Source organism: Curtobacterium sp. ZW137 (assembly GCF_003762905.1).
GTDB lineage: Bacteria > Actinomycetota > Actinomycetes > Actinomycetales > Microbacteriaceae > Curtobacterium.
Map to the genome: position 1 here is coordinate 303,049 of NZ_RJKS01000004.1, position 22,333 is coordinate 325,381.

A 22,333-nucleotide genomic window follows, 5' to 3' on the forward strand; every position below is an offset into this window, starting at 1 on the left:
ACATGCGCTAGCGTTCGGGGCAGCCGCCGGGTGTTCCTGCGGCATTCCGAATGAGAGGGGGCGACGTGAGCACCGATCTGTCGTCCGCCCGTCGAGCCCCCTCGCTCGCCGCCGTCGCCGAAGCCGCAGGCGTCTCGATGCAGACCGTGTCCCGCGTGGCGCGCGGCTTCGACAACGTCAGCCCGGACACCCGGCTCCGCGTGCAGGCGGCGATGACCTCGCTCGGCTACCGCCCGAACCGTGCCGCCAGGGCCCTGCGCTCCGGGCGTTTCCGCACGATCGGCGTGATCATGTTCACGCTCGCGTCGTTCGGCAACATGCGCACCCTCGAGGCGATCGCCGACGCCGCCGGCGCCGCGGACTTCACGATCACGCTCCTGCCGATGGCATCCCGCACCGAAGAGGGGGTGCGCTCGGCCTTCTCACGCCTGCACGAACAGGCGGTCGACGGCGTCGTGATCATCATCGAGTCGCACGTCATCGACACCGCCGAGGTCGCCCTCCCCGACGGCGTCCCCGTCGTGGTCGTCGACTCCACCGGCACGACCGAGCACCCGGCGATCGACACCGACCAGGCTGAGGGCGCACGGCTCGCCACGCAGCACCTGCTCGACCTCGGGCACGAGACGGTGTGGCACGTCGCCGGGCCGTCCTCCTCGTACTCCTCGAGCCGGCGACTCGCGGCGTGGCGCTCGACCCTCACCGCGGCCGACCGTCCGGTCCCGCCGGTGTTCCACGGCGACTGGGGCACGTCGTCCGGCTACCGGGTCGGCCTCGAGATCGCCCGCCGCCCGGAGATCACCGCCGTCTTCGCCGCGAACGACCAGACCGCGCTCGGCATCCTCCGCGCCTGCCACGAGCTCGGGCGCCCCGTGCCGGAGTCCCTCAGCATCGTGGGCTTCGACGACATGCCGGAGTCCGACTCGTTCTGGCCGCCGCTCACCACCGTCCACCAGTCCTTCGACGAGGTCGGGCGCCGCGCAGTCTCGACGCTCCTCACCCAGATCGAGGGCGCGCCGGTCACCGCCGCGACGGACTTCGTCCCGGTGCGCCTGGTCGTGCGCGCGAGCACGGCGGCGCCGCCGGCGCGCTGACGCGCCGCGCCGGCGCGCTTACGCGGCGCGCTGACGCGCCGCGCCGGCGCGCGCGCCGCGCGCCCGTCCGCCCGCAGTGTGCGCGGTTCCGCACACCGTGCCCGGCGCGGCAGGCCGCACCATGTCCGCAAGCTCGCACACTGCGGACGGGAGGCGCGTGCCGGCCCCGCACCGAGCCTCCCGCCCGGTGGTCCGCACGTTCCTTCCCAGCGCGCGCGCACTGGAAAGAGGAAACGCGCGTAGGAGGTCGGAAGAACCGACCACCTACGCGCGTTTCGACCACCTGCGCGGGGTGGTCGCGACTGCCCACCACGTTCCTTCCCATCGCGCGCGCACTGGGAAGCGGGAACGCGCGTAGGAGGTCGGAAGAACCGACCACCTACGCGCGTTTCGACCACCTACGCGCGAAACGACCGACCGCGCGCCCGGCCGCTCCGCGACCGACCGGCCGGCCGGCCGCTCCGCGCCCGGCCGCGGCCGGCCGCTCCGCGGACGCGCAGCACCTACCCGATCGACAGCGCCGTCCAGCTCACCGGGGGGAGCTCGATCGTGACGGTGTCGCCCTCGCGGCGGACCGTGTCGTTCGTGCGGAGCCCGACGCGCGCGGTGTTCGCGAGGTCGTTCACCGCGTGCAGGTCGTCGTCCCAGACACCCTCGGCGTGCACGTCACCCGACACGGCGAGGCCACCGAGGTCGATCGTGACCGTGGTGCTCTCGGACGGGTGGCGGTTGACGAGGAAGACGGCTGCCGTGCCGTCCTCGGTGACCGTGGCGGCGGAGTCGACGACCGGCACGTCCCCGTACTTGCCACCGTCGACGGTGTCACCCGACGCGACGACCCGCAGCGAGGTGCCGTGCGCCAGGCGCGACGTCAGCGAGAACGGGAAGAACGTGGTCTGGCGCCAGGCCTCGCCACCGGGCTCGGTCATGATCGGGCCGATCACGTTGACGAGCTGCGCGATGGAGGCCGACGCGACCCGGTCCGCGTGCCGGAGGAGCGAGATGAGCAAGCCGCCCACGACGACGGCGTCCGCCACGGTGTACACGTCCTCGAGCAGGCGCGGTGCGACCGGCCACTCGTCGAGCGTGAAGGACTGCTGCTGCTCGTTCCACTTCGTGATCGACCAGACGTTCCACTCGTCGAACGAGATGTCGATGCGCTTGTCGGACTTCTTGTGCGCCTGCACGTGGTCCGCCGCCGTGGTGACGGTGTCGATGAACTTGTCCATGTTCACGCCGGAGGCGAGGAACGACGCGAGGTCGTCGCCCTCCTCGTAGTACGCGTGCGCGGAGATGTAGTCGACGTCGTCGTAGGCGTGCTCGAGGACGGTGCGCTCCCACTCGCCGAACGTCGGCATCGACGCTCCGGAGGAACCGCAGATGACGAGCTCCAGGTCCGGCTGGATCTGGCGCATGCCCTTCGCGGTCATCGCGGCGAGCTTGCCGTAGTCGTCGGCGTTCTTGTGGCCGAGCTGCCAGGGCCCGTCCATCTCGTTGCCGAGGCACCACATCGTGACGCCGAAGGGCTCCTCGCGGCCGTTGCGCTTGCGCTCCTCGGAGCGGGCGGTGCCGCCGGGGATGTTCGCGTACTCGAGCAGTTCGATGGCGGCGTCGGTGCCGCGGGTGCCGAGGTTGACGGCGAGCATCATCTCGGAGCCGACGGAGTCGAGCCACTGCTGGAACTCGTGGAGGCCGACCTCGTTCGTCTCGGTGGAGTGCCACGCGAGGTCGAGGCGGCGGGGTCGCTGGTCGACCGGGCCGACGCCGTCCTCCCACTTGTAGCCGGAGACGAAGTTGCCGCCGGGGTAGCGGATGGTGGTGACGCCGAGCTCCTTGACGAGCTCGATGACGTCCTTGCGGAAGCCGTGCTCGTCGGCGGTCTCGTGGGCGGGTTCGTGGATGCCGTCGTAGACGTGGCGGCCGAGGTGCTCGACGAAGCCACCGAACAGACGGCGGCGCACCGGCCCCACGGTGAACGCGGCGTCCAGGACGAGGTGTGTGCGGGGCATGGATCTCCTTCGATCGTGCGTGCAACGTGTGGGTCCGGGCGGACCCGGTCCGGGCGAACCCGGGTCCGGGCGAACCCGGTTCCCGGCGAACCGGGGTCCCGGCGAACCGGGCATGGGCGAATCCGGATGGGTGGCACCCCGTCACGAAAGTGAGCGCTCACCTGATTGCAACGCTACCGGTATCCGCCCCGACACGAAAGGGGTGGCGCGCCGACGGACTGCGGGCTAATGTGAGCGCTCACGGAGCACCGGCCCAGGTGTTCCCAGCCCGGCCCATCCCGATGGAGTGATGCCATGCCGAATCGACCGACCCCACCCGTGTCGCGACTCACGCGACGCGGCTTCCTGGCAGCAGGTGCTGCTGCCGCGACCGTCCTGCCACTGGCGGCCTGCTCCAGCCCGCTGTCGGCCGGACTCGCGGGGAGCGCCCTCAACCCCGAGACCCTCGTCTTCTGGAACCTGTTCGGTGGTGGTGACGGTGCCCGCATGCAGGCGATGGAGGCCGGCTACGCCAAGCAGCACGGCGGATCCTCGTCACTGCAGGCGACGACGTTCGCCTGGGGCAACCCGTACTACTCGAAGCTGACACTGGCCACCGTCGGGAACAAGCCGCCGGACGTCGCGGTCGCCCACCTGACCCGGGCGAAGCCGCTGTGGGACGGGGACCTCCTCGACCCGATCACGTCGGAGGACCTGGCGAGCGTCGGCCTCAGCGCCAGCGACTTCAACCAGAAGGCGTGGACGGCGCAGAAGACCGACGGCAAGAACATCGCCATCCCGCTCGACACCCACCCGTTCGTGCTCTTCTACAACGTTGACATCTGCAAGAAGGCGGGCCTGCTCGACTCGGACGGCAACCTCAAGGACCTGTCCGGCATGGACACGTTCGAGGCAGCGATGGCCGCCGCCGCCAAGGTCACCGGCGGCACGGCGCTGAACGTCGCGAACGTGGTCCCCGAGACCGCGACCCCGTGGCGCTTCTTCTGGACGCTCTACAACCAGATCAACGGCGCGACCCCGTTCCTCAGCGACGGTGGCGCGAAGCTCACCGTGAACGAGGACGCCTACAACGAGGTCACCAGCCGCACGCAGAAGTGGGTGCAGCAGGGCTGGCTCAACAAGGCCCTCGACTACGCCACGGCGGAGTCGCAGATGTTCACCGGCAAGTCCGCGTTCTTCATGCAGGGCGAGTGGGAGATCAGCACCGCGCAGTCGATCAAGGGGCTGAAGTTCGGCATGGCGCCGATCCCGCAGCTCTACGACAAGCCGGCCACCCAGGCCGACTCGCACACGTTCGTGCTCCCCCGCAAGGACCGGACCCCCGAACAGCGCAAGCAGGCGATGCTCTTCATCAAGCAGATGCTCGAGCAGAGCATGACCTGGGCCGAAGGTGGCCACGTCCCCGCCTACATGCCCACGTTCGACAGCACCGCGTACAAGAAGCTCACGCCGCAGTCCAACTACGCAGCGGCCGCCGAGACCGCCGTGTTCGACGACGCCGCCTGGTACGGCGGTTCCGGTTCGACCTTCGAGGGCACCGTCGGCGCCCAGCTCGCCCTCGTGCAACAGGGCAGCTCCTCCCCCGCGCAGGCGCTGAAGGCGATCAAGTCCCAGCTCGCGACCTACCTCAACACCCCGAGCCCGCTGTGAGCGGGGACGTGAACACCGCGCGAAAGGCACGATGACGTGACCACAGCACCAGTCCTCGACCGCCCGACGGACGCCGCGACCGCTCCACGCCGCATCCGCACCTACCGGACCAGCCTCACCCGCGGCCAGGGCCGCAGCGGATGGCTGTTCCTCGCCCCCTTCGGCCTGTTCTACCTGGCCTTCCTCCTCGGTCCGACCGTGTGGATGCTCGTCTCGAGCTTCTTCAACACCTCGACCGTCCGCACCGGGCTCGGCAGCTTCGCCGGGTTCGCCAACTACGCCGAGATGCTCGGGCGCTCCGACTTCTGGTCGGCCCTCTGGCACACCCTGCAGTTCACGCTCTACACGACGCCGCCGCTCGTCATCCTGGCGTTCGTGTTCGCCGTGCTGACGAACCGGATGAACCGCGGCCAGTGGTTCTTCCGTTTGGCGTTCTTCCTGCCGTTCATCCTGCCGTCGGCGACGATCTCCCTGATCTGGGTGTTCATCTTCACGCCGGCGACCGGCCTGTGGGCGAGCATGCAGTCCGCGCTCGGCATGACCCCCGGCTCCGGCATCCTGTCCAGCCCGAACACGGCGATGATCGGTGTCGCGATCGCCACCGTGTGGTGGACGCTCGGCTTCAACTTCGTGCTCTACCTGGCGGGTCTCCAGGAGATCCCCCGCGAGCTGTACGAAGCGGCCGCCGTCGACGGTGCGTCGAACTGGCAGCAGATCAAGTCGATCACCCTGCCGCTCCTCGGCCGCACGACGACGCTCGTCATCCTGCTGCAGATCATCGCCAGCCTGAAGATCTTCGACCAGGTGTACCTGATGACGAACGGCGGGCCGGGCATCTCGACCCAGGTCTCGCTGCAGCTCATCACGGGTGTCGGCTTCACCGACAACCGCCTGGGTGCGGCGTCGGCCGCGTCGGTGCTCCTGTTCATCGTGATCGTCGCGATCGCAGTCATCCGGCAGCTCGTCGAGCGCGCTGCCGCCAAGCGAGAGATCGGTGCCTGAGATGTCCACCACCGAGAGCATCACCACGGGTCGCACCAAGCTCCGCACCGGCGTCTCGTCGGCTGCACCGACGAGCGCCGCGAAGATCGGCGTCAGCGGCAGGGGCTTCACGATCGCGTCGGGCATCATCCTGACGGTCTTCGCGATCATCTGGCTCATCCCGAGCCTGTTCGCACTGAAGACGTCGCTGTCCGACAACGGCGTCGCCGCACTGGGCGCGAACTCGATCCTGTCGAACTGGAACCCGACGCTGCACTCCTACGCGGCTCTGTTCCAGGCCGGCGACATCTGGAACTGGTACCTCGCCAGTGCGATCACCAGCGTGATCACCGCGCTCCTGACGGTGCTGTTCGCGTCGATGGCGGCGTTCGCGCTGTCCCGGCTCGTGTTCCGCGGCCGGAACGTCGCGTTCCTGCTGATCATCCTCGGGATCATGATCCCGACCCAGGTGCTGATCATCCCGATCTTCCAGGAGCTCAACGCGGTCGGCCTCCTGAACACCTACTGGTCGGTGATCTTCCCGCAGGTGCCCGCCGTGATCGCGGTGTTCATCTTCAAGCAGTTCTTCGACGGCATCCCCCGCGAGCTGGAGGAAGCGGCACGCATCGACGGTGCCGGCATCTGGAAGGTCTACTGGTCGGTGATCCTGCCGCTGTCGCGTCCGGTCATCGCCGCGGTGACGATCCTGACGTTCGTCGGGGTCTGGAACAACCTGCTCCTGCCCCTGTTCGTGCTGTCGAACCCGGACCTCATGACGATCCCGGTCGGGCTCGCCACGGTCCAGGGCAGCTTCGGCCAGCGGTACGCCGACATCCAGGCCGGTGCGCTCCTCGCGGCGCTGCCGCTGATCATCCTCTACCTGATCTTCCAGCGGCAGATCGTGGAGGGCGTGACGGGTTCCGGCCTCAAGGGCTGACGCCACCACAGATCGGACGGGAGGCCCGGTGCCAGCTGGCACCGGGCCTCCCGTCCGTCGCGTTGCCGGCCCCGATGCGGCCGTGACCCGCGTGGTCAGGCGTCGACGGTCTCGCGGGCCTCGTGCTTCCAGAAGCCGCTGAAGGTGATGCGGCTCTTCGGGAGTCCGGCGCGGTGCAGGTGACGGCGCCCCTCGGTCGCCAGGCGCGACTCCCCCACCACGAACGCGTACCCGCGGTCGTCGGCCGGGGTGTGCCGGCGGAGCTCCTCGAGCGCGGCGGCACCGGGGACGGCGTGCCCGTCGTGGGCACCACGTGCGTCGTCGCGGACGATCCAGGTGACCGTGACACCGGCCGGGGCGTCGAGCTCGCGGACGTCCGCCGCCGTGGGGACCTCTTGGATGATGTGTCCGACGGCGTCGCGGGGCAGGGACGCGGCGATCCCGACGACGCCCGGCAGACCGGTCTCCTCGGCGACGACCAGGACCTCGGTCGCGTCGTCGGGGCAGTCGAAGATGCAGCCCTGGTCGAGGATCGCGAGCCGGTCGCCCGGTCGTGCGGCGCAGGCCCAGAGCGCGGCGCGGCCGTCGAGCTCGCCGTCGGCGTTCGTGTGCACCACGAAGTCGATGTCCATCTCCGCCGCGGTCGCGGGGGTCGCTCGGCGGAACGCGGCGACGGTGTAGTTCGCACAGTGCGGGCGGACGTCCTCGGGGATCGCGAGGAACGGCGGCCACCACTTCGTGCCGTCGAGCTCCGGAAGCCGGAACTCGTCCTGGTGCGGGAGCGGCAGGAAGAGGCGGAACCAGTGGTCGAACCCCATGTAGGCGAACTCGTGGAGATCGTCCCCGGTGATCGTCACGCGGTGCATCGAGGGCGTCGCGCGTTCGGAGCGGAGCACCTGCGCACGGAAGAGCCGGGGATTCGTGGGCAGGAGCCGCGGGGTCTTCGCCATGAGGCAAGGCTAACCTAAGATGTTCTCCGTGCCAGCCCCCTCCACTGCCCTGGCCGACCCCGTCTCCCGGTCCGTCGGTGCCGCCGGCGTCCACCGGGTGACCTTCCGTCGTCGCATGCTCTTCGTGGTGCTGATGATCGTGGTCCTCGCGGTCACGGCGGCGCTGAGCATGCTCTTCGGCAGCAACAGGATCGGCATCGACCGGGTCATCGCCGGCCTGCTCCACACCGGATCGAGCACCGACGACGCGATCGTCTGGGGCTCCCGGATCCCGCGGACGTTCATCGGCGCTGCCGTCGGAGCAGCGCTCGGCATCGCCGGGCTCCTCATGCAGGGGCACACCCGGAACCCGCTCGCCGACCCCGGCCTCTTCGGCGTCTCGGCCGGTGCCGGACTCGCGGTGGTGCTCGGTGTGTACGTCTTCGGGATCACGAACACCGGCGTGACGGTGTGGTTCGCCCTCGCGGGTGCCGTCGTGGCCAGCGTCGTCGTGTTCTCCGTCACGATCGCCGGCAGCGGGACGGCCAGTCCGGTGCCGCTCGCCCTCGCCGGCGCCGCGGTGTCCGCGCTGCTCGGCGCCGTGACCTCCTTCATCGTGCTGACCGACCGGGACTCCCTCGACGCGTACCGGCTCTGGGTCGTCGGGTCGCTCTCCGGTCGCCAGCTCGACGTCCTCGGCGCGGTCTGGCCGTTCCTCGTCGTCGGGCTCGTGCTCGCGGTCCTGAACGTCCGCGCGCTCGACGCCCTCGGGCTCGGTGCGGAGCTCGCGAAGGGCCTCGGCGAGAACGTCGTCGTCGCACGGCTCGTCGGGCTCGGCGGGATCACACTCCTCGCTGCCGGGGCCACGGCGGCCGCGGGCCCGATCGGCTTCGTCGGGCTGACCGTCCCGCACGTCGCCCGTGCCCTCGTCGGCACCGGACACCGCTGGGCACTCCCGGCGTCGGCCCTGATCGGCGCAGCGCTGGTGCTGCTCGCCGACGTGGTCGGGCGGCTCGTCGGCGGGTTCGCCGAGGTCGAGGTCGGGATCATCCTCGCCGTCATCGGCGGTCCGGTGTTCGTCGCCGTCGCCCGTCGCCGTTCGCTGGTGGCACTGTGAGCGCGGCGGACGGGACCGGCGACGGTGGCGCGCCGGTGCTCCGCGGTGTGCGGTTCGGGCCGGTCGGGCTCGCCTGGCGCCCCCGTGTCTTCGGGATGACGATCGCGGCCGTCGTGGCGGCCCTGCTCCTGGTGGTGCTCGGCGTCGCGATCGGCTCGACCTGGATCGCCCCGGCGACGGTCATCCGCTCGCTGTTCGGTCTGGAGACCGGGCCGGACGCGTTCATCATCACCGTGCTGCGGCTCCCCCGGGTGCTGACCGGCGCGCTCGTCGGCCTGACCCTCGCGGTCGCCGGCGCCCTCACGCAGACGTTCACCCGGAACCCGCTCGGGACTCCCGACATCATCGGTGTGACCTCGGGTGCGAGCGTCGGCGCCGTCGCCGCGGTCGTCCTCGGCGGCGGGTCGTACGCGATCGGCGCCGTCGTCCTCGGCAGCGGGATCCCGGTCGCGGCGACCATCGGCGCCCTCGTCGCGGCGATCGTCGTCTACGGACTCGGCTGGCGTGGCGGGGTGCAGAGCTACCGGCTCGTGCTCGTCGGCATCGGCGTGAGCGCGACGCTCGACGCGGTCACCAGCTACCTGCTCGTCCGGGCGCAGATCACCCAGGCGGCCGCGGCGTCGCAGTGGCTCGTCGGCAGCCTGTCGAGCACCTCGTGGGCGAGCGTCTGGCCGCTGCTCGTCGTCGCCGCGGTCGCGGTCCCGATCGCCCTCGCGACCAGTGCGGCGCTCGGGATCGGGCAGCTCGGCGACGAGGTGGCGGTCGGCGTCGGGCTGGGCATCCAGCGGCACCGGCTGCTCGTCATCGCCCTCGCCGTCGTGCTGACCGCCGCCGCCGTCGCCGCAGCGGGCCCGGTCGGCTTCGTGGCCTTCGTCGTCCCGCAGATCGCCCTGCGCCTCGCCGGGACGAACCGGCCGCCGCTGCTGCTCTCCGCCGCCCTCGGTGCGGTCCTCGTCCTCGCCGCCGACCTGCTCGCACGCTCGGCGTTCCCGTGGCAGGTGCCCGTCGGCATCGTCACGACCGTGATCGGTGCGCCGTACCTGATCTGGCTCCTCATCCGCCACCGCAAGGAGATGTCCCGATGACGACGACCCCGGTCCTCGAAGCGCGCGGGCTCTCCGTCGGCTACGAGCGGCACGCCGTGCTCCACGGCCTCGACCTCCGCATCGAGCGCGGCACCGTGACGACGTTCCTCGGCGCGAACGGCTGCGGCAAGTCGACCCTCCTCAAGGCCTTCGGCCGCGTGCTCAAGCCGATCGCGGGCGAGGTCCACCTCGACGGCGTCCCGATCCGCAAGGAGCCGAACCGCGCGGTCGCCCGGAAGCTCGCGATCCTCCCGCAGTCCCCGGTGGCCCCGGCCGGCACGAGCGTGCTCGACCTCGTGATGCGCGGACGCAACCCGCACCAGTCGTGGGCGAAGCCGTGGACCGCCGAGGACGCCGGCGTCGCCGAGGAGGCGATCGCCGCCACCGGGCTCACGCACGTCGCGCACCGGGACGTCGCGAGCCTCTCCGGCGGGCAGCGGCAGCGGGCGTGGATCGCGCTCGTGCTCGCCCAGCGCGCCGACACCCTGCTGCTGGACGAACCGACGACGTACCTCGACCTCGCGCACCAGCTCGAGGTCCTCCGGCTCGTCCGGCGGATCAACCGCGACCAGGGTGCGACGGTCGTGATGGTCCTGCACGACCTCTCGCTCGCCGCCCGCTACTCGGACCGGCTCGTCGTGCTGCACGACGGCGGTGTGGTCGCCGACGGCACCCCCGCCGAAGTCCTGACGCCCGCGGTGCTCCAGCACGCGTTCGGGCTGCACGCGCGGGTCGTCCCGGACCCGGTCACCGGGGCACCGATGGTCGTGCCGGAGGCCGACGAGCACGACCTCGACCACCTCCCGGTCCCGGAGGAGGACGCCGGGCTCGCCAGCCGCGCTTTCTTAGGTTAGCCTCTCCTAACGTGAAGCTCCGTTCCGTACTCCTCACCGCAGTGGCCGTGTCGGCCCTCCTCCTCACCGGCTGCTCGTCGACCGGGTCCTCGGACACCGCCGGCTCGGACAGCACGTCCGCGTCGAACGGCGCCTGGTCCTACAAGGACGCCACCGGCACCACGGTGAAGGTCGACCACACGCCGAAGAAGGTCGTCGTCCTCAACGACATCGCCATCTCCTTCGTCCAGTACGGCCTGCACCCCGTCGGCACCTTCGGGCAGCTCACGATGGCCGACGACGCCCGGTTCACGGGCCTCGACACGGACGGGATCACGCAGCTCGGCACGGGCTACGGCGACATCGACCTCGAGAAGCTCGCCGCGCTGCAGCCCGACCTCGTGGTCACCTCGGTCTACCCGACCGACGAGAAGGGCACGCTCGACACGTCCCAGCCGGGCTACGGCTTCAAGGACATGGCGCAGCAGAAGCAGATCGCCGCCATCGCGCCGGTCGCCCAGGTGCGGTGGGGCGGCAAGGGCCTCGACGTGATCAAGGACATCACCGGGCTCGCCGAGTCGCTCGGCGCGAAGCAGTCCAAGGTGGACGCCGCCGAGAAGCGGTTCGACACCGCGAAGGGCAAGCTCGAGACCGCGGCGAAGGACAGCGACCTGACGGTCGTGTCGATGTACGCGGACGGTGACGGCGCCTACGTCACCCGCCCGGCCGACGAGCCGACGCTGCAGATGTACACCGACTTCGGCGTCGACCTGGTGAACCCGAAGCCGAAGGGCTTCTACTGGGGCATCTACAGCTGGGAGAACGCGGGTCAGATCACCGGCGACGTGCTCCTGCTCTCGCAGCAGGGCTACCAGGTCGCCGACCTTGAGAAGCAGCCCACCTTCGCGGACAACGCGGCATTGCAGGCCGGACAGGTCCACAGCTGGACGTTCCCGGCCCTCGACTACGCGTCGCAGGCCGACTACATGACGAAGCTCGCGGGCTGGCTCGACGACAGCAAGAAGCTGTCCTAGCCGTCAGTCCAGCGGGAGCAGCGGCGCCCAGAACGCATCGGGGCCGTCGGCGACGACGGCGTCGGCCTCGAAGCGGAAGCCGTAGTCGCGGACGAACTCGGCGGCGCCCGCGACCTCGTCCTGGGCGTCGTCCCGTTCCGGCTCGAAGAGGTACACGCCGTGTCCCATCTTCACGCCGCTGTCGCTGATGACCGTGAGGTCCCAGCGCCCTTCCTCTGCCCGTTCGATCCGCACGACGGCGGCCTGCGCCTCGGTGAAGTCAGCCATGCCGCCGAGCGTACGTGTCCGCCGCTGGGCGCGCTCCGGCGGATCACGGTAGGAACGAGGGATGACACGCACCGAGTGGACGGAGGACGTCCTCGGTGCGCCGTACGAGCGGCTCGAACTCCCACTCGGTGAGGACTCCGAGGGTGCGGTCGTCGCGACCCTCGTCCGCCGACGTCGCTCCGCCGCCGACCTCCTGCACGCGGGCGGTCCCCTGCACGGCACCGACGTGCTCTACGTGCACGGGTGGTCGGACTACTTCTTCCAGACCGAGCTCGCCGAGCGCATCGAGCGGCTCGGCGCACGGTTCCACGCGCTGGACCTGCGGAAGTACGGCCGGAGCCTCCGACCACGGCAGACACCGGGGTTCATCGACTCGCTCGAGACGTACGACGAGGACATCGGCGCCGCACTCGACGTCATCCGGGCCGAGCACCACGGCGAGCGCCGTCGCCTCGTGCCGATGGGGCACTCGACGGGCGGGCTCACGCTGTCCCTCTGGGCCGCACGGCACCCGGAGGCCGTCGACGGCCTCATCCTGAACAGCCCGTGGCTGGAGTTCCAGGCGTCGGCGGTCGGCCGGGCGCTCGTCGCTCCGATGATCAAGCTCGGAGCGCGCCGGAACCCGCTCGCGCCGCTGCCTGCCGTCGACCCCGGCTTCTACACGCGCACCGTCTCGGCCACCGGCGAGGGCCGCTGGACCTACGACCAGGAGTGGCGACCGGAGCGGGGGTTCCCGCTGCACCCGGGGTGGCTCGCCGCGGTGTTCGACGGGCAGGGGACCGTGGAACACGGGCTCGGGATCGCGGTGCCCGTGCTCACGATGCTGAGCGACAAGAGCATGCTCCAGCCCCGCTGGGACGAGGGCATGGCGCACGCGGACGTCGCCCTGAACGTCGACGCGGTCGCGCACCGGGCGCTGTCCCTCGGGGACGAGGTGACCGTGCGACGGCTCCACGGCGCCCTGCACGACGTGGTGCTCTCCGCCGGCCCCGTCCGCGAGCAGGCATACGAGGCCATCGGCCGCTGGGCGCACACCCTGCCGCGCTGACCCGCCGACCCGCAGACCCGCAGACCCGCAGACCCGCAGACCCGCTCAGCGCAGGGCTGCGACGGCTGCCTTCGTGGCCGCGGCGACCAGGGCGTCGTCGGCCGTGGCGTCCGACTGCTTGCCGGAGGTCATCACGACGACGACGAGGGGCGCGCGACCCGACGGGTACACCACCGCGATGTCGTTCCGGACGCCGTACTCCCCCGTACCGGTCTTGTCGGCGACCGGCCACGCCGGGTCGACGCCGGCGCGCACCGTCCCCGCACCCGTGGTGTTGTCGAGCATGGTGTCGCGGAGGAACGTCCGGTCAGTCGGCTCGAGCGTCGTCCCGAGCACGACCTTCCGCAGGTCCGTCGCGAACTGCGCCGGGGTCGTGGTGTCCCGCGCATCGCCCGGGGTGGCCTCGTTCAGCTCCGGCTCGACCCGGTCCACGTTCGTGACGCGGTCCCCGATGCCGCGCAGGTACCGCTCGACGGCGTCCGGGCCGCCGAGCCGTTCGACGAGCAGGTTCGCTGCGGTGTTGTCGCTGAACCGGAGTGACGCGTCGATGAGCTCCCGGACGGTCATGCCCGTGTCGACGAACCGGCTCGTGATCGGTGCGTAGTCGAGCAGGTCGCTGCGGTCGTAGTGCACGACGGTCTCGAGGTCGGTGTCGGATGCCCCGGCGAGGACCGCCGCGGCGATGAAGGTCTTGTTGGTGGAGGCGAACGCGAACCGCTCCCCCTGCCGGTACTCGACCCGGTGTCCCGAGCCCGTGTCGACGGCCACGACGCCGAGCCGGGCGTCGTGCTGCTGCTCGAGCCGCCGGAACGACGCGTCTGCGGACCGCTGCGCCGTCGACGCGGTCGCGGTCGCGGTCGGCGTGGTGGTCCGGGTCGCGGTGTCGGTGTCGGCGGCCGGTGCCACACCCCCGCTGCACCCGGCCACCGCCATCACGACCGCCAGGCCGATCGCTGCCGAGGACACCATCGTCGAAGCACGCATGCGTCCAGTATCCGATCCCGACCTGCGTCATCGGCGAACGCTGTCGCCCAGGCGCGCGCACGTCGCGCGGAAGGCCTCGTCGAGCGTCGGGTCGGCGTCCGCTGCCCAGGTCTCGAGCGCCACCCGCAGCGCCAGGAGCGTCAACGACACGGCGAACGGATCCGCACCCCGCCAGCGCTGCTGCAGCTGCGGGGACTGCGCCGCGTCCCGAGCGGCCATCGCGGCGGACAGTGCGGGGTCCGTTCCGACGATGCGCCAGATCGCCAGGAGCCGCTCGCGTGCACCAGCCCGGTCGTGCTCGAGCCGCGCGAGGAACTCGGCGATCCACTCGGTCAGGTCCGTGAAGCCGACCGGCCCGCCCGTCTCCGGCACCGCGAACCGGTGCACGATGTGGAGCGTGGACCGGAAGGCGTCCACCTTCTCGGGGCAGTACCGGAAGAACGTCCGCTCGGTCAGGCCGACCTCGGCCGCGATGTCGCGCGCCGTGACGTCCTCGAAGCCCCGCTCCGTGACGAGTGCGACCGCGGCTGTCTCGATCGCACGCACCGTCGCCACACGGTGTCGGGCACGCACCCCGGAGTCGAACGCGATCGGCCGGCGAGGCCGCACGGCGCCCCGAGGACCAGTTCCGTTCGTCACCCTACGGATCGTGACAGTGGCTGACGGAATCCAGAGGCGCCCGAGAGCATCTGTGGACAGCCGTCGGTAGCCTCGCCGCGTGACCGATCGATCGACCACAGCTGCCATCCGCCTCGTCCGGCTTGACCCGACCGGGTCTGACCGCGGAGCACTGCTCCTCTTCCTCACCACCGAGGACTTCGACCTGTCCGCCCCCGTGCCCCTGTTCGACCTCCGCATCGCCAGTTCCCACCGCGGTCACGGCCTCGGCGTTCCGGCACTCCGGGCGCTCACCGACCACGTCTTCCGAACGCTGCCCGAGGTCACGCGCTTCGAGGGACAGACCCGCGACGACAACTCCGCCATGCGCCGCGTCTTCGCCGGCGCCGGCTGGGTCAAGGAGGCGCACTACCGCGAGGGCTGGCCGGTCGCGGGCGGCAGCCCGCGCGCATCGGTGGGCTACGGCATCCTGCGCCGGGACTGGGAGACCGGCACGACGACGCCCGTGCCGTGGGACGACTCCCCCTGAGGCGCACGCGGGGCTAGCCTCACCGCATGACCGCATCGTTCAACCACACGATCATCGCGGCGAAGGACGCCGCGGTCTCCGCGGCGTTCCACCGCGACCTGCTCGAAGCCGCCGAGGCCCCGTCCTGGGGCCCCTTCACCAACCTGCAACTGCCGGACGGCGTCCTGCTCCAGTTCGCCGCGCCGCCGATCGACTTCCCGCCGCAGCACTACGCGTTCCTGCTCGACGACGACCACTTCGACCGCGCCTACGCCCGGATCACCGCCGAGGGTCGAGAGCACTGGGCCGACCCGCAGCGGCAGCGCCCGGGCGAGACGAACACCGAGCACGACGGCCGTGGCGTCTACCTGCTCGACCCCGCCGGCCACTACATCGAGCTGCTCACCCGCCCGTACCTGTGAGCACCGGCGACCGGATCCGTCTGCTCACCGCGGCGCTGACGGACGCGGTGCCGGAGAGCGTCGTGGCGCTGCGCGGGTCACGGGCCGCAGGCACCGCGGATGAGTTGAGTGACATCGACCTCGACTGGCGGGTCGGCACACACGGCGACGGTGCGCTCGAGGACCTTCCCGGAACACTCGGTGGGGTCGGCCGGCCCGCGTCACTGCGACTCGACCCGGAAAGCGCCCTCGAATCCGAGCGCCGACTCGTGTTCGTGCGGTTCGAGGGCTGGTCGGTCTTCGAGCGCGTCGATCTGGAGATCGTCGGGCGCTTCGGCGCCGACGTCCCGTCGTGGGCCGGTCCGTGGTCCGCCGCCGAGAGTGCCCTCATGAACGGCATCGCCGCGATCAAGGCGCTCCGCCGCGGGCGCGGGGACGTCGACGGTCTGCTCGGCCGCGGAGCCGCTCGCATCGGTGTCGAGGACGCGAACGGCTCGGTCCCGGAGCGCATCGCTGCGCTCGTCGACGCGGCCGAGCATGCCGAGCCGGCCCAGCGTGCGCTCGCGGCACGGATCCGCGCGGAGCTCGGTCACACCCGGTGACTACGGGCGGGTGAAGAGGTTGACGAGGTTGCCGTCCGGGTCGCGGAACAGCGCGGACCGGTTGCCCCACGGCATCGTCGTGGGCGGGAGCACCACGTCGTCGAGGTCCGGGCGCAGGCGCTCGAACGAAGCGTCCACGTCACCGACGAGGAACTCGACGATGACGCTGCCGTTCGCCCCGGCCGTCGGCGCGCCCGCCCCGAGCATCGCCACGGTCGCCGGCGTCCCGAGCGCCAGCACGGCTCCGCCGGTCACGATCTCCGCGAACACCGGCGCCGGCCGCCGCGCCGTGGTGCCGGTGACCCGCTCGTAGAACGTCACCATCCCGTCGAGGTCCTCGGTGATGATCCGGATCGATGCGAACTCCATGGCTGCCTTCCCGTCGACCACCGTGGCCGACGAGGAGAGCATCCTCCGGGGAGGCGACAGCGTCCTGTCGGAGTTTCACGAATCCGGAGACGAGCCCGGCAGCACCGGGCGCAGCACGCCGTGCGGGATGTCGAGCTCCTCGACCCGCACCACCCGGGCCGGCACCCGCTCGCCCGTCTCCGCCACCGCGAGCACCCGGTCACCCCGGAACGCACGCACCCCCTCCCGGAGGCGGCACCAGGCGACGAGGTACCAGTCCTCGCCCTTGCCGATGTACCCGAGCGGCTCGACGGTCCGCTCGGACTCCTGCCCGGCGGCGTCCCGGTAGGTCATCCGGACCACCCGTCCACCGGTCAGCGCCCGCGCGAGACCGGTCGGCGCGGGCGCGCGTTCACCGGACTCGAGCAGGTGCACCCGCCCGGCGAGCCGAGCCGTCCGACGGGCGTCGTCCTCCGCCAGCACGGCCGTCACCTTTCTCGCAGCACGGAGCGCGGCATCCCGGAAGGGGCTCGTCGCCAGCGTCCCGAGACCGATCGCGACCGCCAGGGCCTCGTCGACGGTCAACCCGAGCGGCCCCAGGGTCGCGCGGGCATCGATCGTGTAGCCGCCGGTCCGGCCCGGTTCGGCCCAGATCGGCACGCCCGCCTCCTGCAGCGCGACGAGGTCCCGCTCGACGGTCCGCGCGCTGACCGCGAACCGGTCGGCCAGCCACCGTGCGCTCCGTCGCCCGGGTGCGACGGCCCGGAGTTCCTCGACCAGCGCGTAGAGGCGATCAGTCCGGTTCACCGATCGACGACAGGCCGCGACAGCCGTTCGACGGTCGCGTGCGCGCCGTCGTCGATCAGCCCGTCGAGGGCGTCCCGGTACGCGGCGACGAACCGCTCGTCGTCGGCGAGGTCGCCGAACACGGACCGGTTCTGGATGAAGGCGAGCCGGTCCTCGCGCTGCGTGAGCGCGATGCGGTGGAGCGAGTCGGCCAGCCGGTCGACGATCTCGATCGGCTCGCCGGACTCGTCCGTCCCCTCGTCGTAGCGCGCCCAGGACGCGACGATGGCGGCGGACATCGTCACGGGACCGCCGGACGCGAGGTTCTCCCGCACCACGGGGAGCAGCCACTTCGGGATGCGGTCGCTCGACTCGGCGCAGAGCCGGGCGAGGGTGTCGCGCACCTCGGGGTTCTGGAACCGCTCGATGAGCGTGGACTTGTAGTCCTCGAGGTCGATGCCGGGGACGGGCTGCAGCGTCGGCGTTCCCTCTTCGTCCATGTAGCGGCGGAGGAACGTGGCGATCGCCGGGTCCTGCGTGGCCTCGTGCGCGTAGCGGTACCCGGACAGGTACCCGAAGTAGCACAGCCCCTGGTGGCTCGCGTTGAGGAGCCGCAGCTTCATCAGCTCGTAGGGCTCGACGTCCTCGACGAGCTGGACGTCGGCTTCCTCGTAGGGCGGGCGTCCGGCGGGGTGCGCGTCCTCGAGCACCCACTGGAAGAAGGGCTCGGCGACGACGGGCCAGGCGTCCTCGATGCCGAGGTCGTCACGGACGGACGCCCGGTCCTCGTCGGTCGTGACCGGCGTGATCCGGTCGACCATCGAGTTCGGGAAGCTGACGTGCTCGTCCATCCAGTCCGCGAACGCCGGGTCCTGCAGCCGCGCGTAGGCGGTGAACATGTCCCGGGCGACGTGCCCGTTGCCCTGGATGTTGTCGCACGACATCACCGTGAACGGGGCGATTCCCCGGTCGCGGCGACGCCGGAGTGCCTCGACGACGAGGCCGAACACGGTGTGCGGCGGCTGGTCACCACGGAGGTCCGCGACGACGCCGGGCTCGTCGGCCACGAACTCGCCGGTCACGTGGTCGAAGTTGTAGCCGCCCTCGGTGATGGTCAGGCTGACGATCCTGGTCTCCGGCGAGGCCATCTTCTCGACCACGGCATCCGGGTCGTCCACGGCGAGCATGTAGTCGACGATGCTGCCGATCACGCGCGCTTCGCGGGTGCCGTCGGCGTGCTTGAGGACGAGCGTGTAGAGCCCGCCCTGCTCGGCCATCGCGGTGGCCATGCGGCGGTCCTGCTCGAGGACGCCGACGCCGCAGATGCCGTACTCCCGGGCCTCTCCGCGCTGCAGGAGCCGGTCGATGACCATCGCCTGGTGCGCCCGGTGGAAGCCGCCGACGCCGAAGTGGACGATGCCGGCGGTGATGCCGGCGCGGTCGTAGGTCGGGACGGCGACGCCGTTCGCGGCGATCTCGTCGAGGGTCTCCGGGGACAGGCGGACGGGCATCGGTACTCCTTCGTACGGGCGGGCGGTCCCGCCAGTCTTCCACTCGGCGGGGGACAACCCTGAAGGTCCGCTCGGACAAGTTGCACCGAGTGCATCGATGCACTTAGTGTGCTCTTTCGTGACCCTGTCGATCGACCGCCGTGCTGCCCTCAAGGCGAAGCACCGCGCCGCGATCGTGCAGGCCGCACGCGACCTGGTCGAGGAACGCGGCGGACGCGGCTTCAGCGTCGACGAGCTCGCCGCGCGGGCCGACGTCGCCCGTCGGACCGTCTTCAACCACTTCTCCTCACTCGACGAGGTCCTGCTCACCGTCTGCGAAGAGGTGCTCTCGGTGATCATCGACCGGTTCCTCGCCGACATGGCGAACACCCCGGTCGGCGACGGCACCCGCTCCTCGATGTTCGACGAGATCGAGTCCGCCGCGCGTGGGGCCGACCTCGCGCGGGCGATCGTGCGGATGAAGTCGATCATCGGCGAGCCGGACGACGTCGCCGACGCCCGCGCCGCGATCCTCACCCAGACGGCGTTCTCGCGCGTGACCGAGCGACTCCGGGTCGAGGTCCGCCGACGGCACCCCGCCGCGGACGCCCTCGACGCCGCACTGCTCGTCGAGTCCCTGATGAGCGGGATCGTCGTCATCGCGGAACACTGGCTCCAGACCACCGGCCCGCGCCTCGATCAAGAGGCGCTCGACCACTGGGACGCCCTGCTCGCACGACTCGTGCACAGCGTCCGCAGCGGGTACATGCCCGCGCACTGAGACTGCACCACCAGGGGTCCACCGGCGTGCCCCGCTCATCCAGCACCAACCACGACGAAAGGAACGGGGCACCGCATGGCCGGTCTGCTCTACCGCCTCGGACGATTCTCCGCACGGCGACACTGGCTCGTGATCATCTCGTGGATCGTGATCATGGGGATCGCGGGCGGCACCTTCGCCCTGTTCTCCGGCACGATCTCGTCCTCGATCACCATCCCCGGCACCAAGACCAGCCAGGTGCAGGACGAGCTCGCGGACAAGTTCCCGAGCGCGAACGGCGGGACCGGCACGCTGGTGTTCGCGACGAAGGACGGCAAGGCCTTCTCGGACACCCAGAAGACCGAGGTCGCCGACTTCCTGAAGGACCTCGAGGACCTGAAGGGCGTCAAGGGCGCCACGTCCGGATTCGACACGCAGAAGCAGCTCGACGACCAGCGCCAGAAGCTCGTCGACGGCAAGCAGCAGATCGCCGACGGCCGGACCAAGATCGCGGACGGCCAGAAGCAGCTCGACGCGCAGAAGGCCCAGCTCGAGGACGGCAAGGCCAAGATCGCGGCCGCGCAGCAGCAGCTCGACGCGCAGAAGACCCAGGCCGCCGCGGCCACCGGAGCCGCAGCCGAGGCCGCGCAGGCCCAGCTCACCCAGGCGCAGGCGCAGATCACGGCGCAGCAGGCCCAGATCACCGCCGGCGAGCAGCAGATCGCCGACGCGCAGAAGACGATCGACCAGAACACCCAGAAGCTCGACGACAGCGAGCAGGAGCTCCAGCAGGGCACGAAGCTCCTCGACCTGTCGAAGGACATCCGCTTCGTCTCCTCGAACGACAGCTCGGCCATCGGCACCGTGCAGTTCACGAAGTCCACCTACGAGGTGCCGCAGAGCACCAAGACCGCGATCTCCGACAAGGCCGACTCCGCGAAGATCGACGGCGTCGACGTCTTCGTGTCGAACGACATCGCGCAGGGCGTCCCGTCGATCCTCGGCCCCGGTGAGATCGCCGGCGTCATCATCGCCGCCCTCGTGCTGTTCTTCATGCTCCGCACGGTGATCGGCGCCGCGGTGCCGCTCGTCAGCGCGCTGCTCGGCGTCGGCGTCGCGTCCCTCGCGGCACTCTCGTTCTCCAGCCTCGTCGAGTTCATCTCGGTCACGCCGGTGCTGGGGGTGATGCTGGGCCTGGCGGTCGGCATCGACTACTCGCTGTTCATCCTGAACCGGCACCGGACCCAGCTGAAGCAGGGCATGCAGGTGCACGAGTCGATCGGGCTCGCGAACGGCACCTCGGGCAACGCCGTGGTCTTCGCTGGTGCGACCGTCATCGTCGCCCTGCTCGCGCTGAACATCACCGGGATCCCGTTCCTCGGCCTGATGGGGACCGTCGGCGCCGTCGCGGTGTTCTTCGCCATCCTCATCGCCACGTCCTTCACCCCGGCGCTGCTGTCGCTCATCGGCATGCGGATCCTCCGCCGCAAGGAGCGGGAGCGGATCGGCAACACGGGCTCCACCCGGGTCCCGAACAAGCCGATGTCGACCTGGCGCGCGATCATCACGCTCGTCGCCGGCGTCCTGGTCCTCGGCACGATCGCCCTCCCCGCGACGCAGATGCGCCTCGGCCTGCCGACCGGTGCGTCCGAGTCCGTCGACTCCAGCCAGTACAAGGCGTACAAGACGCTCGACAAGGAGTTCGGCGCCGGGCAGAACGGCCCGCTCCTCGTCGTCGCCACACTGCCGAAGGCGATCAGCGAGGACGACGTCACGGCGACCGAGGTCACCATCGGCCAGGCGATCGCGAAGAACTCCGACGTCGACGCCGTGCTCCCCATCGGCGCGTCGAAGGACCGCTCGATCATCGCCTTCCAGGTGAAGCCGAACGGCGGCCCGGACAGCGTCTCCACCGAGGAGCTCGTCAAGGACCTCCGGACGCAGAACGTGACCGTGGACGGCGGCAAGGCCACCCTCGGGGTCGCGGGCAACGCGTCCGCGAACATCGACGTGTCCGAGAAGCTCTCGAACGTGCTGCCGCTCTACCTCGCGGTGGTCGTCGGCCTGTCGCTGATCATCCTCATCATCGTGTTCCGGTCGTTCCTCGTCCCGATCACGGCGACGGCGGGCTTCATCCTGTCGGTCCTCGCGGCCTTCGGTGGCCTGACCGCGATCTACCAGTGGGGCTGGCTCGGCAGCGTGTTCGGGGTGCACGACCCCGCACCGATCCTGAGCTTCCTGCCCATCATCGAGATCGGCATCCTGTTCGGGCTCGCGATGGACTACCAGCTCTTCCTGGTGTCCGGCATGCGCGAGGCGTACGCCCACGGGGCCAGCGCGAAGGTGGCCGTCCAGCGTGGTCTGCACGCCGGACGCGCGGTGGTCACGGCAGCGGCGATCATCATGATCTCGGTGTTCGCGGGCTTCATCTTCTCGGACTCCTCCACGATCAAGCCGATCGGCTTCGGCCTGGCGTTCGGCGTGCTCGTCGACGCGTTCGTGGTCCGCATGCTGCTGATCCCGGCGGCGATGCACCTGCTCGGCAAGAGCGCGTGGTGGTTCCCGAAGTGGCTCGACCGCATCGTGCCGGACGTCGACGTGGAGGGCGCGAAGCTGGAGCGCTCGCACCCGGTCGCGGGGCACGAGTCCGAGGGCACGCACACGGAGACGCAGGGCGCGCACACGGGGACGCACGCGCTCCCCGTGGAGCCGGACGCCAACGCGCACGAGTCGGGGCACCCGCCGGCGCACCGCGCCTAGCCAGCGCACCGCGCACAGCCAGCGCACCGCGCGTCACCAGCGCACCAGCCGGGAGGCCCGGTGCCGGTCCACGAGACCGGCACCGGGCCTCC

22 protein-coding genes are annotated in these 22,333 nt (G+C 70.9%); 14 read left to right on the forward strand and 8 right to left on the reverse strand.

What is annotated here, in order from left to right:
* The first annotated feature begins 50 nt into the window (after nt 1–50).
* Entirely contained in the window at nt 51–1,094 is a 1,044-nt protein-coding gene (locus tag EDF55_RS14755; protein WP_123655710.1) for a LacI family DNA-binding transcriptional regulator, read from the forward strand.
* Nucleotides 1,095–1,597: 503 nt separating this feature from the next.
* Here the strand turns inward: EDF55_RS14755 and EDF55_RS14760 are convergent.
* Nucleotides 1,598–3,103 carry an alpha-N-arabinofuranosidase gene (locus tag EDF55_RS14760; RefSeq protein ID WP_123655711.1) on the reverse strand — a complete coding sequence of 502 codons (1,506 nt, stop codon included), beginning with the start codon at nt 3,101–3,103 and terminating at the stop codon, nt 1,598–1,600.
* 294 nt (nt 3,104–3,397) lie between these two features.
* On the opposite strand from EDF55_RS14760, the gene EDF55_RS14765 reads away from it, so the two are divergent.
* The 3 genes from EDF55_RS14765 to EDF55_RS14775 are packed head-to-tail and all read left to right on the forward strand — an operon-like array spanning nt 3,398 to nt 6,671.
* Nucleotides 3,398–4,753 (forward strand): extracellular solute-binding protein, encoded by a 1,356-nt coding sequence (locus EDF55_RS14765; RefSeq protein ID WP_123655712.1) that lies wholly within the window; start codon nt 3,398–3,400, stop codon nt 4,751–4,753.
* 36 nt (nt 4,754–4,789) lie between these two features.
* Entirely contained in the window at nt 4,790–5,755 is a 966-nt protein-coding gene (locus EDF55_RS14770; protein WP_123655713.1) for a carbohydrate ABC transporter permease, read from the forward strand.
* 1 nt (nt 5,756) lies between these two features.
* Entirely contained in the window at nt 5,757–6,671 is a 915-nt protein-coding gene (locus EDF55_RS14775; RefSeq protein WP_123655714.1) for a carbohydrate ABC transporter permease, read from the forward strand.
* Between the two features lie 95 nt (nt 6,672–6,766).
* Here EDF55_RS14775 and EDF55_RS14780 read toward each other — a convergent pair whose 3' ends face one another.
* Nucleotides 6,767–7,621: a siderophore-interacting protein gene (locus tag EDF55_RS14780; RefSeq protein ID WP_123655715.1), complete on the reverse strand. Its 855-nt coding sequence runs from the start codon at nt 7,619–7,621 to the stop codon at nt 6,767–6,769.
* Nucleotides 7,622–7,649: 28 nt separating this feature from the next.
* Between EDF55_RS14780 and EDF55_RS14785 the strand changes: the two genes are divergently transcribed.
* Genes EDF55_RS14785 through EDF55_RS14800 form a run of 4 tightly spaced genes read left to right on the forward strand, consistent with a single transcriptional unit; the run spans nt 7,650 to nt 11,669 of the window.
* The gene (locus EDF55_RS14785; protein WP_260236071.1) at nt 7,650–8,717 is read left to right on the forward strand and encodes an iron ABC transporter permease; all 1,068 of its coding nucleotides are present in this window, start codon (nt 7,650–7,652) and stop codon (nt 8,715–8,717) included.
* Entirely contained in the window at nt 8,714–9,802 is a 1,089-nt protein-coding gene (locus EDF55_RS14790) for an iron chelate uptake ABC transporter family permease subunit (RefSeq protein WP_260236072.1), read from the forward strand. The genes EDF55_RS14785 and EDF55_RS14790 overlap by 4 nt, the downstream gene beginning before the upstream one ends.
* On the forward strand, nt 9,799–10,656 hold the full coding sequence (locus EDF55_RS14795) for an ABC transporter ATP-binding protein (protein WP_123655717.1): 858 nt from the start codon (nt 9,799–9,801) through the stop codon (nt 10,654–10,656). The genes EDF55_RS14790 and EDF55_RS14795 overlap by 4 nt, the downstream gene beginning before the upstream one ends.
* 11 nt (nt 10,657–10,667) lie before the next feature.
* Complete coding sequence (locus tag EDF55_RS14800) at nt 10,668–11,669, forward strand: ABC transporter substrate-binding protein (protein WP_123655718.1); 1,002 nt, start codon at nt 10,668–10,670, stop codon at nt 11,667–11,669.
* Nucleotides 11,670–11,672: 3 nt separating this feature from the next.
* Here the strand turns inward: EDF55_RS14800 and EDF55_RS18885 are convergent, their stop codons facing one another.
* Nucleotides 11,673–11,936 carry a hypothetical protein gene (locus tag EDF55_RS18885; RefSeq protein ID WP_123701943.1) on the reverse strand — a complete coding sequence of 88 codons (264 nt, stop codon included), beginning with the start codon at nt 11,934–11,936 and terminating at the stop codon, nt 11,673–11,675.
* A gap of 61 nt (nt 11,937–11,997) precedes the next feature.
* Here EDF55_RS18885 and EDF55_RS14810 point away from each other — a divergent pair, with 61 nt between their 5' ends.
* On the forward strand, nt 11,998–12,984 hold the full coding sequence (locus EDF55_RS14810) for an alpha/beta hydrolase (protein ID WP_123655719.1): 987 nt from the start codon (nt 11,998–12,000) through the stop codon (nt 12,982–12,984).
* Nucleotides 12,985–13,029: 45 nt separating this feature from the next.
* Here EDF55_RS14810 and bla read toward each other — a convergent pair whose 3' ends face one another.
* The gene (gene bla, locus EDF55_RS14815) at nt 13,030–13,968 is read right to left on the reverse strand and encodes a class A beta-lactamase (protein ID WP_123655720.1); all 939 of its coding nucleotides are present in this window, start codon (nt 13,966–13,968) and stop codon (nt 13,030–13,032) included.
* A 27-nt stretch (nt 13,969–13,995) separates the two neighbouring features.
* Nucleotides 13,996–14,514, reverse strand: a complete 519-nt coding sequence (locus tag EDF55_RS14820; RefSeq protein ID WP_221180764.1) for a TetR/AcrR family transcriptional regulator — start codon at nt 14,512–14,514, stop codon at nt 13,996–13,998.
* A gap of 172 nt (nt 14,515–14,686) precedes the next feature.
* Between EDF55_RS14820 and EDF55_RS14825 the strand changes: the two genes are divergently transcribed.
* The 3 genes from EDF55_RS14825 to EDF55_RS14835 are packed head-to-tail and all read left to right on the forward strand — an operon-like array spanning nt 14,687 to nt 16,097.
* Nucleotides 14,687–15,115 (forward strand): GNAT family N-acetyltransferase, encoded by a 429-nt coding sequence (locus EDF55_RS14825; protein WP_123655722.1) that lies wholly within the window; start codon nt 14,687–14,689, stop codon nt 15,113–15,115.
* A 26-nt stretch (nt 15,116–15,141) separates the two neighbouring features.
* Complete coding sequence (locus tag EDF55_RS14830) at nt 15,142–15,516, forward strand: VOC family protein (protein ID WP_123655723.1); 375 nt, start codon at nt 15,142–15,144, stop codon at nt 15,514–15,516.
* A complete protein-coding gene (locus EDF55_RS14835) occupies nt 15,513–16,097 on the forward strand; it encodes a hypothetical protein (RefSeq protein WP_123655724.1) in 585 nt (194 codons plus the stop codon). Before EDF55_RS14830 ends, EDF55_RS14835 begins: the two co-directional genes overlap by 4 nt.
* Here EDF55_RS14835 and EDF55_RS14840 read toward each other — a convergent pair whose 3' ends face one another.
* From EDF55_RS14840 to EDF55_RS14850, 3 genes are all read right to left on the reverse strand, one after another.
* Entirely contained in the window at nt 16,098–16,466 is a 369-nt protein-coding gene (locus EDF55_RS14840; RefSeq protein ID WP_123655725.1) for a VOC family protein, read from the reverse strand. It abuts the gene before it with no gap.
* Nucleotides 16,467–16,541: 75 nt separating this feature from the next.
* Nucleotides 16,542–17,252, reverse strand: coding sequence for a YafY family protein (locus tag EDF55_RS14845; RefSeq protein ID WP_123655726.1), 711 nt, complete (start codon nt 17,250–17,252; stop codon nt 16,542–16,544).
* Complete coding sequence (locus EDF55_RS14850; protein ID WP_123655727.1) at nt 17,249–18,742, reverse strand: mannitol dehydrogenase family protein; 1,494 nt, start codon at nt 18,740–18,742, stop codon at nt 17,249–17,251. Before EDF55_RS14850 ends, EDF55_RS14845 begins: the two co-directional genes overlap by 4 nt.
* 118 nt (nt 18,743–18,860) lie before the next feature.
* Here EDF55_RS14850 and EDF55_RS14855 point away from each other — a divergent pair, with 118 nt between their 5' ends.
* Together EDF55_RS14855 and EDF55_RS14860 are read left to right on the forward strand one after the other, a co-directional pair.
* Nucleotides 18,861–19,502 carry a TetR/AcrR family transcriptional regulator gene (locus EDF55_RS14855; RefSeq protein ID WP_185017430.1) on the forward strand — a complete coding sequence of 214 codons (642 nt, stop codon included), beginning with the start codon at nt 18,861–18,863 and terminating at the stop codon, nt 19,500–19,502.
* Between the two features lie 75 nt (nt 19,503–19,577).
* Nucleotides 19,578–22,241 carry an MMPL family transporter gene (locus EDF55_RS14860; protein WP_123655729.1) on the forward strand — a complete coding sequence of 888 codons (2,664 nt, stop codon included), beginning with the start codon at nt 19,578–19,580 and terminating at the stop codon, nt 22,239–22,241.
* The last annotated feature ends 92 nt before the right edge of the window (nt 22,242–22,333 follow it).

What these genes read in the sequence shown, in the direction of transcription:
- EDF55_RS14775 (WP_123655714.1), top strand. Translation starts at nt 5,757, where the DNA reads ATGTCCACCACCGAGAGCATCACCACGGGTCGCACCAAGCTCCGCACC.
- EDF55_RS14860 (WP_123655729.1), top strand. Translation starts at nt 19,578, where the DNA reads ATGGCCGGTCTGCTCTACCGCCTCGGACGATTCTCCGCACGGCGACAC.
- EDF55_RS14840 (WP_123655725.1), bottom strand. Translation starts at nt 16,466, where the DNA reads ATGGAGTTCGCATCGATCCGGATCATCACCGAGGACCTCGACGGGATG.
- EDF55_RS18885 (WP_123701943.1), bottom strand. Translation starts at nt 11,936, where the DNA reads ATGGCTGACTTCACCGAGGCGCAGGCCGCCGTCGTGCGGATCGAACGG.
- EDF55_RS14830 (WP_123655723.1), top strand. Translation starts at nt 15,142, where the DNA reads ATGACCGCATCGTTCAACCACACGATCATCGCGGCGAAGGACGCCGCG.
- EDF55_RS14795 (WP_123655717.1), top strand. Translation starts at nt 9,799, where the DNA reads ATGACGACGACCCCGGTCCTCGAAGCGCGCGGGCTCTCCGTCGGCTAC.
- EDF55_RS14765 (WP_123655712.1), top strand. Translation starts at nt 3,398, where the DNA reads ATGCCGAATCGACCGACCCCACCCGTGTCGCGACTCACGCGACGCGGC.
- EDF55_RS14760 (WP_123655711.1), bottom strand. Translation starts at nt 3,103, where the DNA reads ATGCCCCGCACACACCTCGTCCTGGACGCCGCGTTCACCGTGGGGCCG.
- bla (WP_123655720.1), bottom strand. Translation starts at nt 13,968, where the DNA reads ATGCGTGCTTCGACGATGGTGTCCTCGGCAGCGATCGGCCTGGCGGTC.
- EDF55_RS14780 (WP_123655715.1), bottom strand. Translation starts at nt 7,621, where the DNA reads ATGGCGAAGACCCCGCGGCTCCTGCCCACGAATCCCCGGCTCTTCCGT.
- EDF55_RS14810 (WP_123655719.1), top strand. Translation starts at nt 11,998, where the DNA reads ATGACACGCACCGAGTGGACGGAGGACGTCCTCGGTGCGCCGTACGAG.
- EDF55_RS14850 (WP_123655727.1), bottom strand. Translation starts at nt 18,742, where the DNA reads ATGCCCGTCCGCCTGTCCCCGGAGACCCTCGACGAGATCGCCGCGAAC.
- EDF55_RS14755 (WP_123655710.1), top strand. Translation starts at nt 51, where the DNA reads ATGAGAGGGGGCGACGTGAGCACCGATCTGTCGTCCGCCCGTCGAGCC.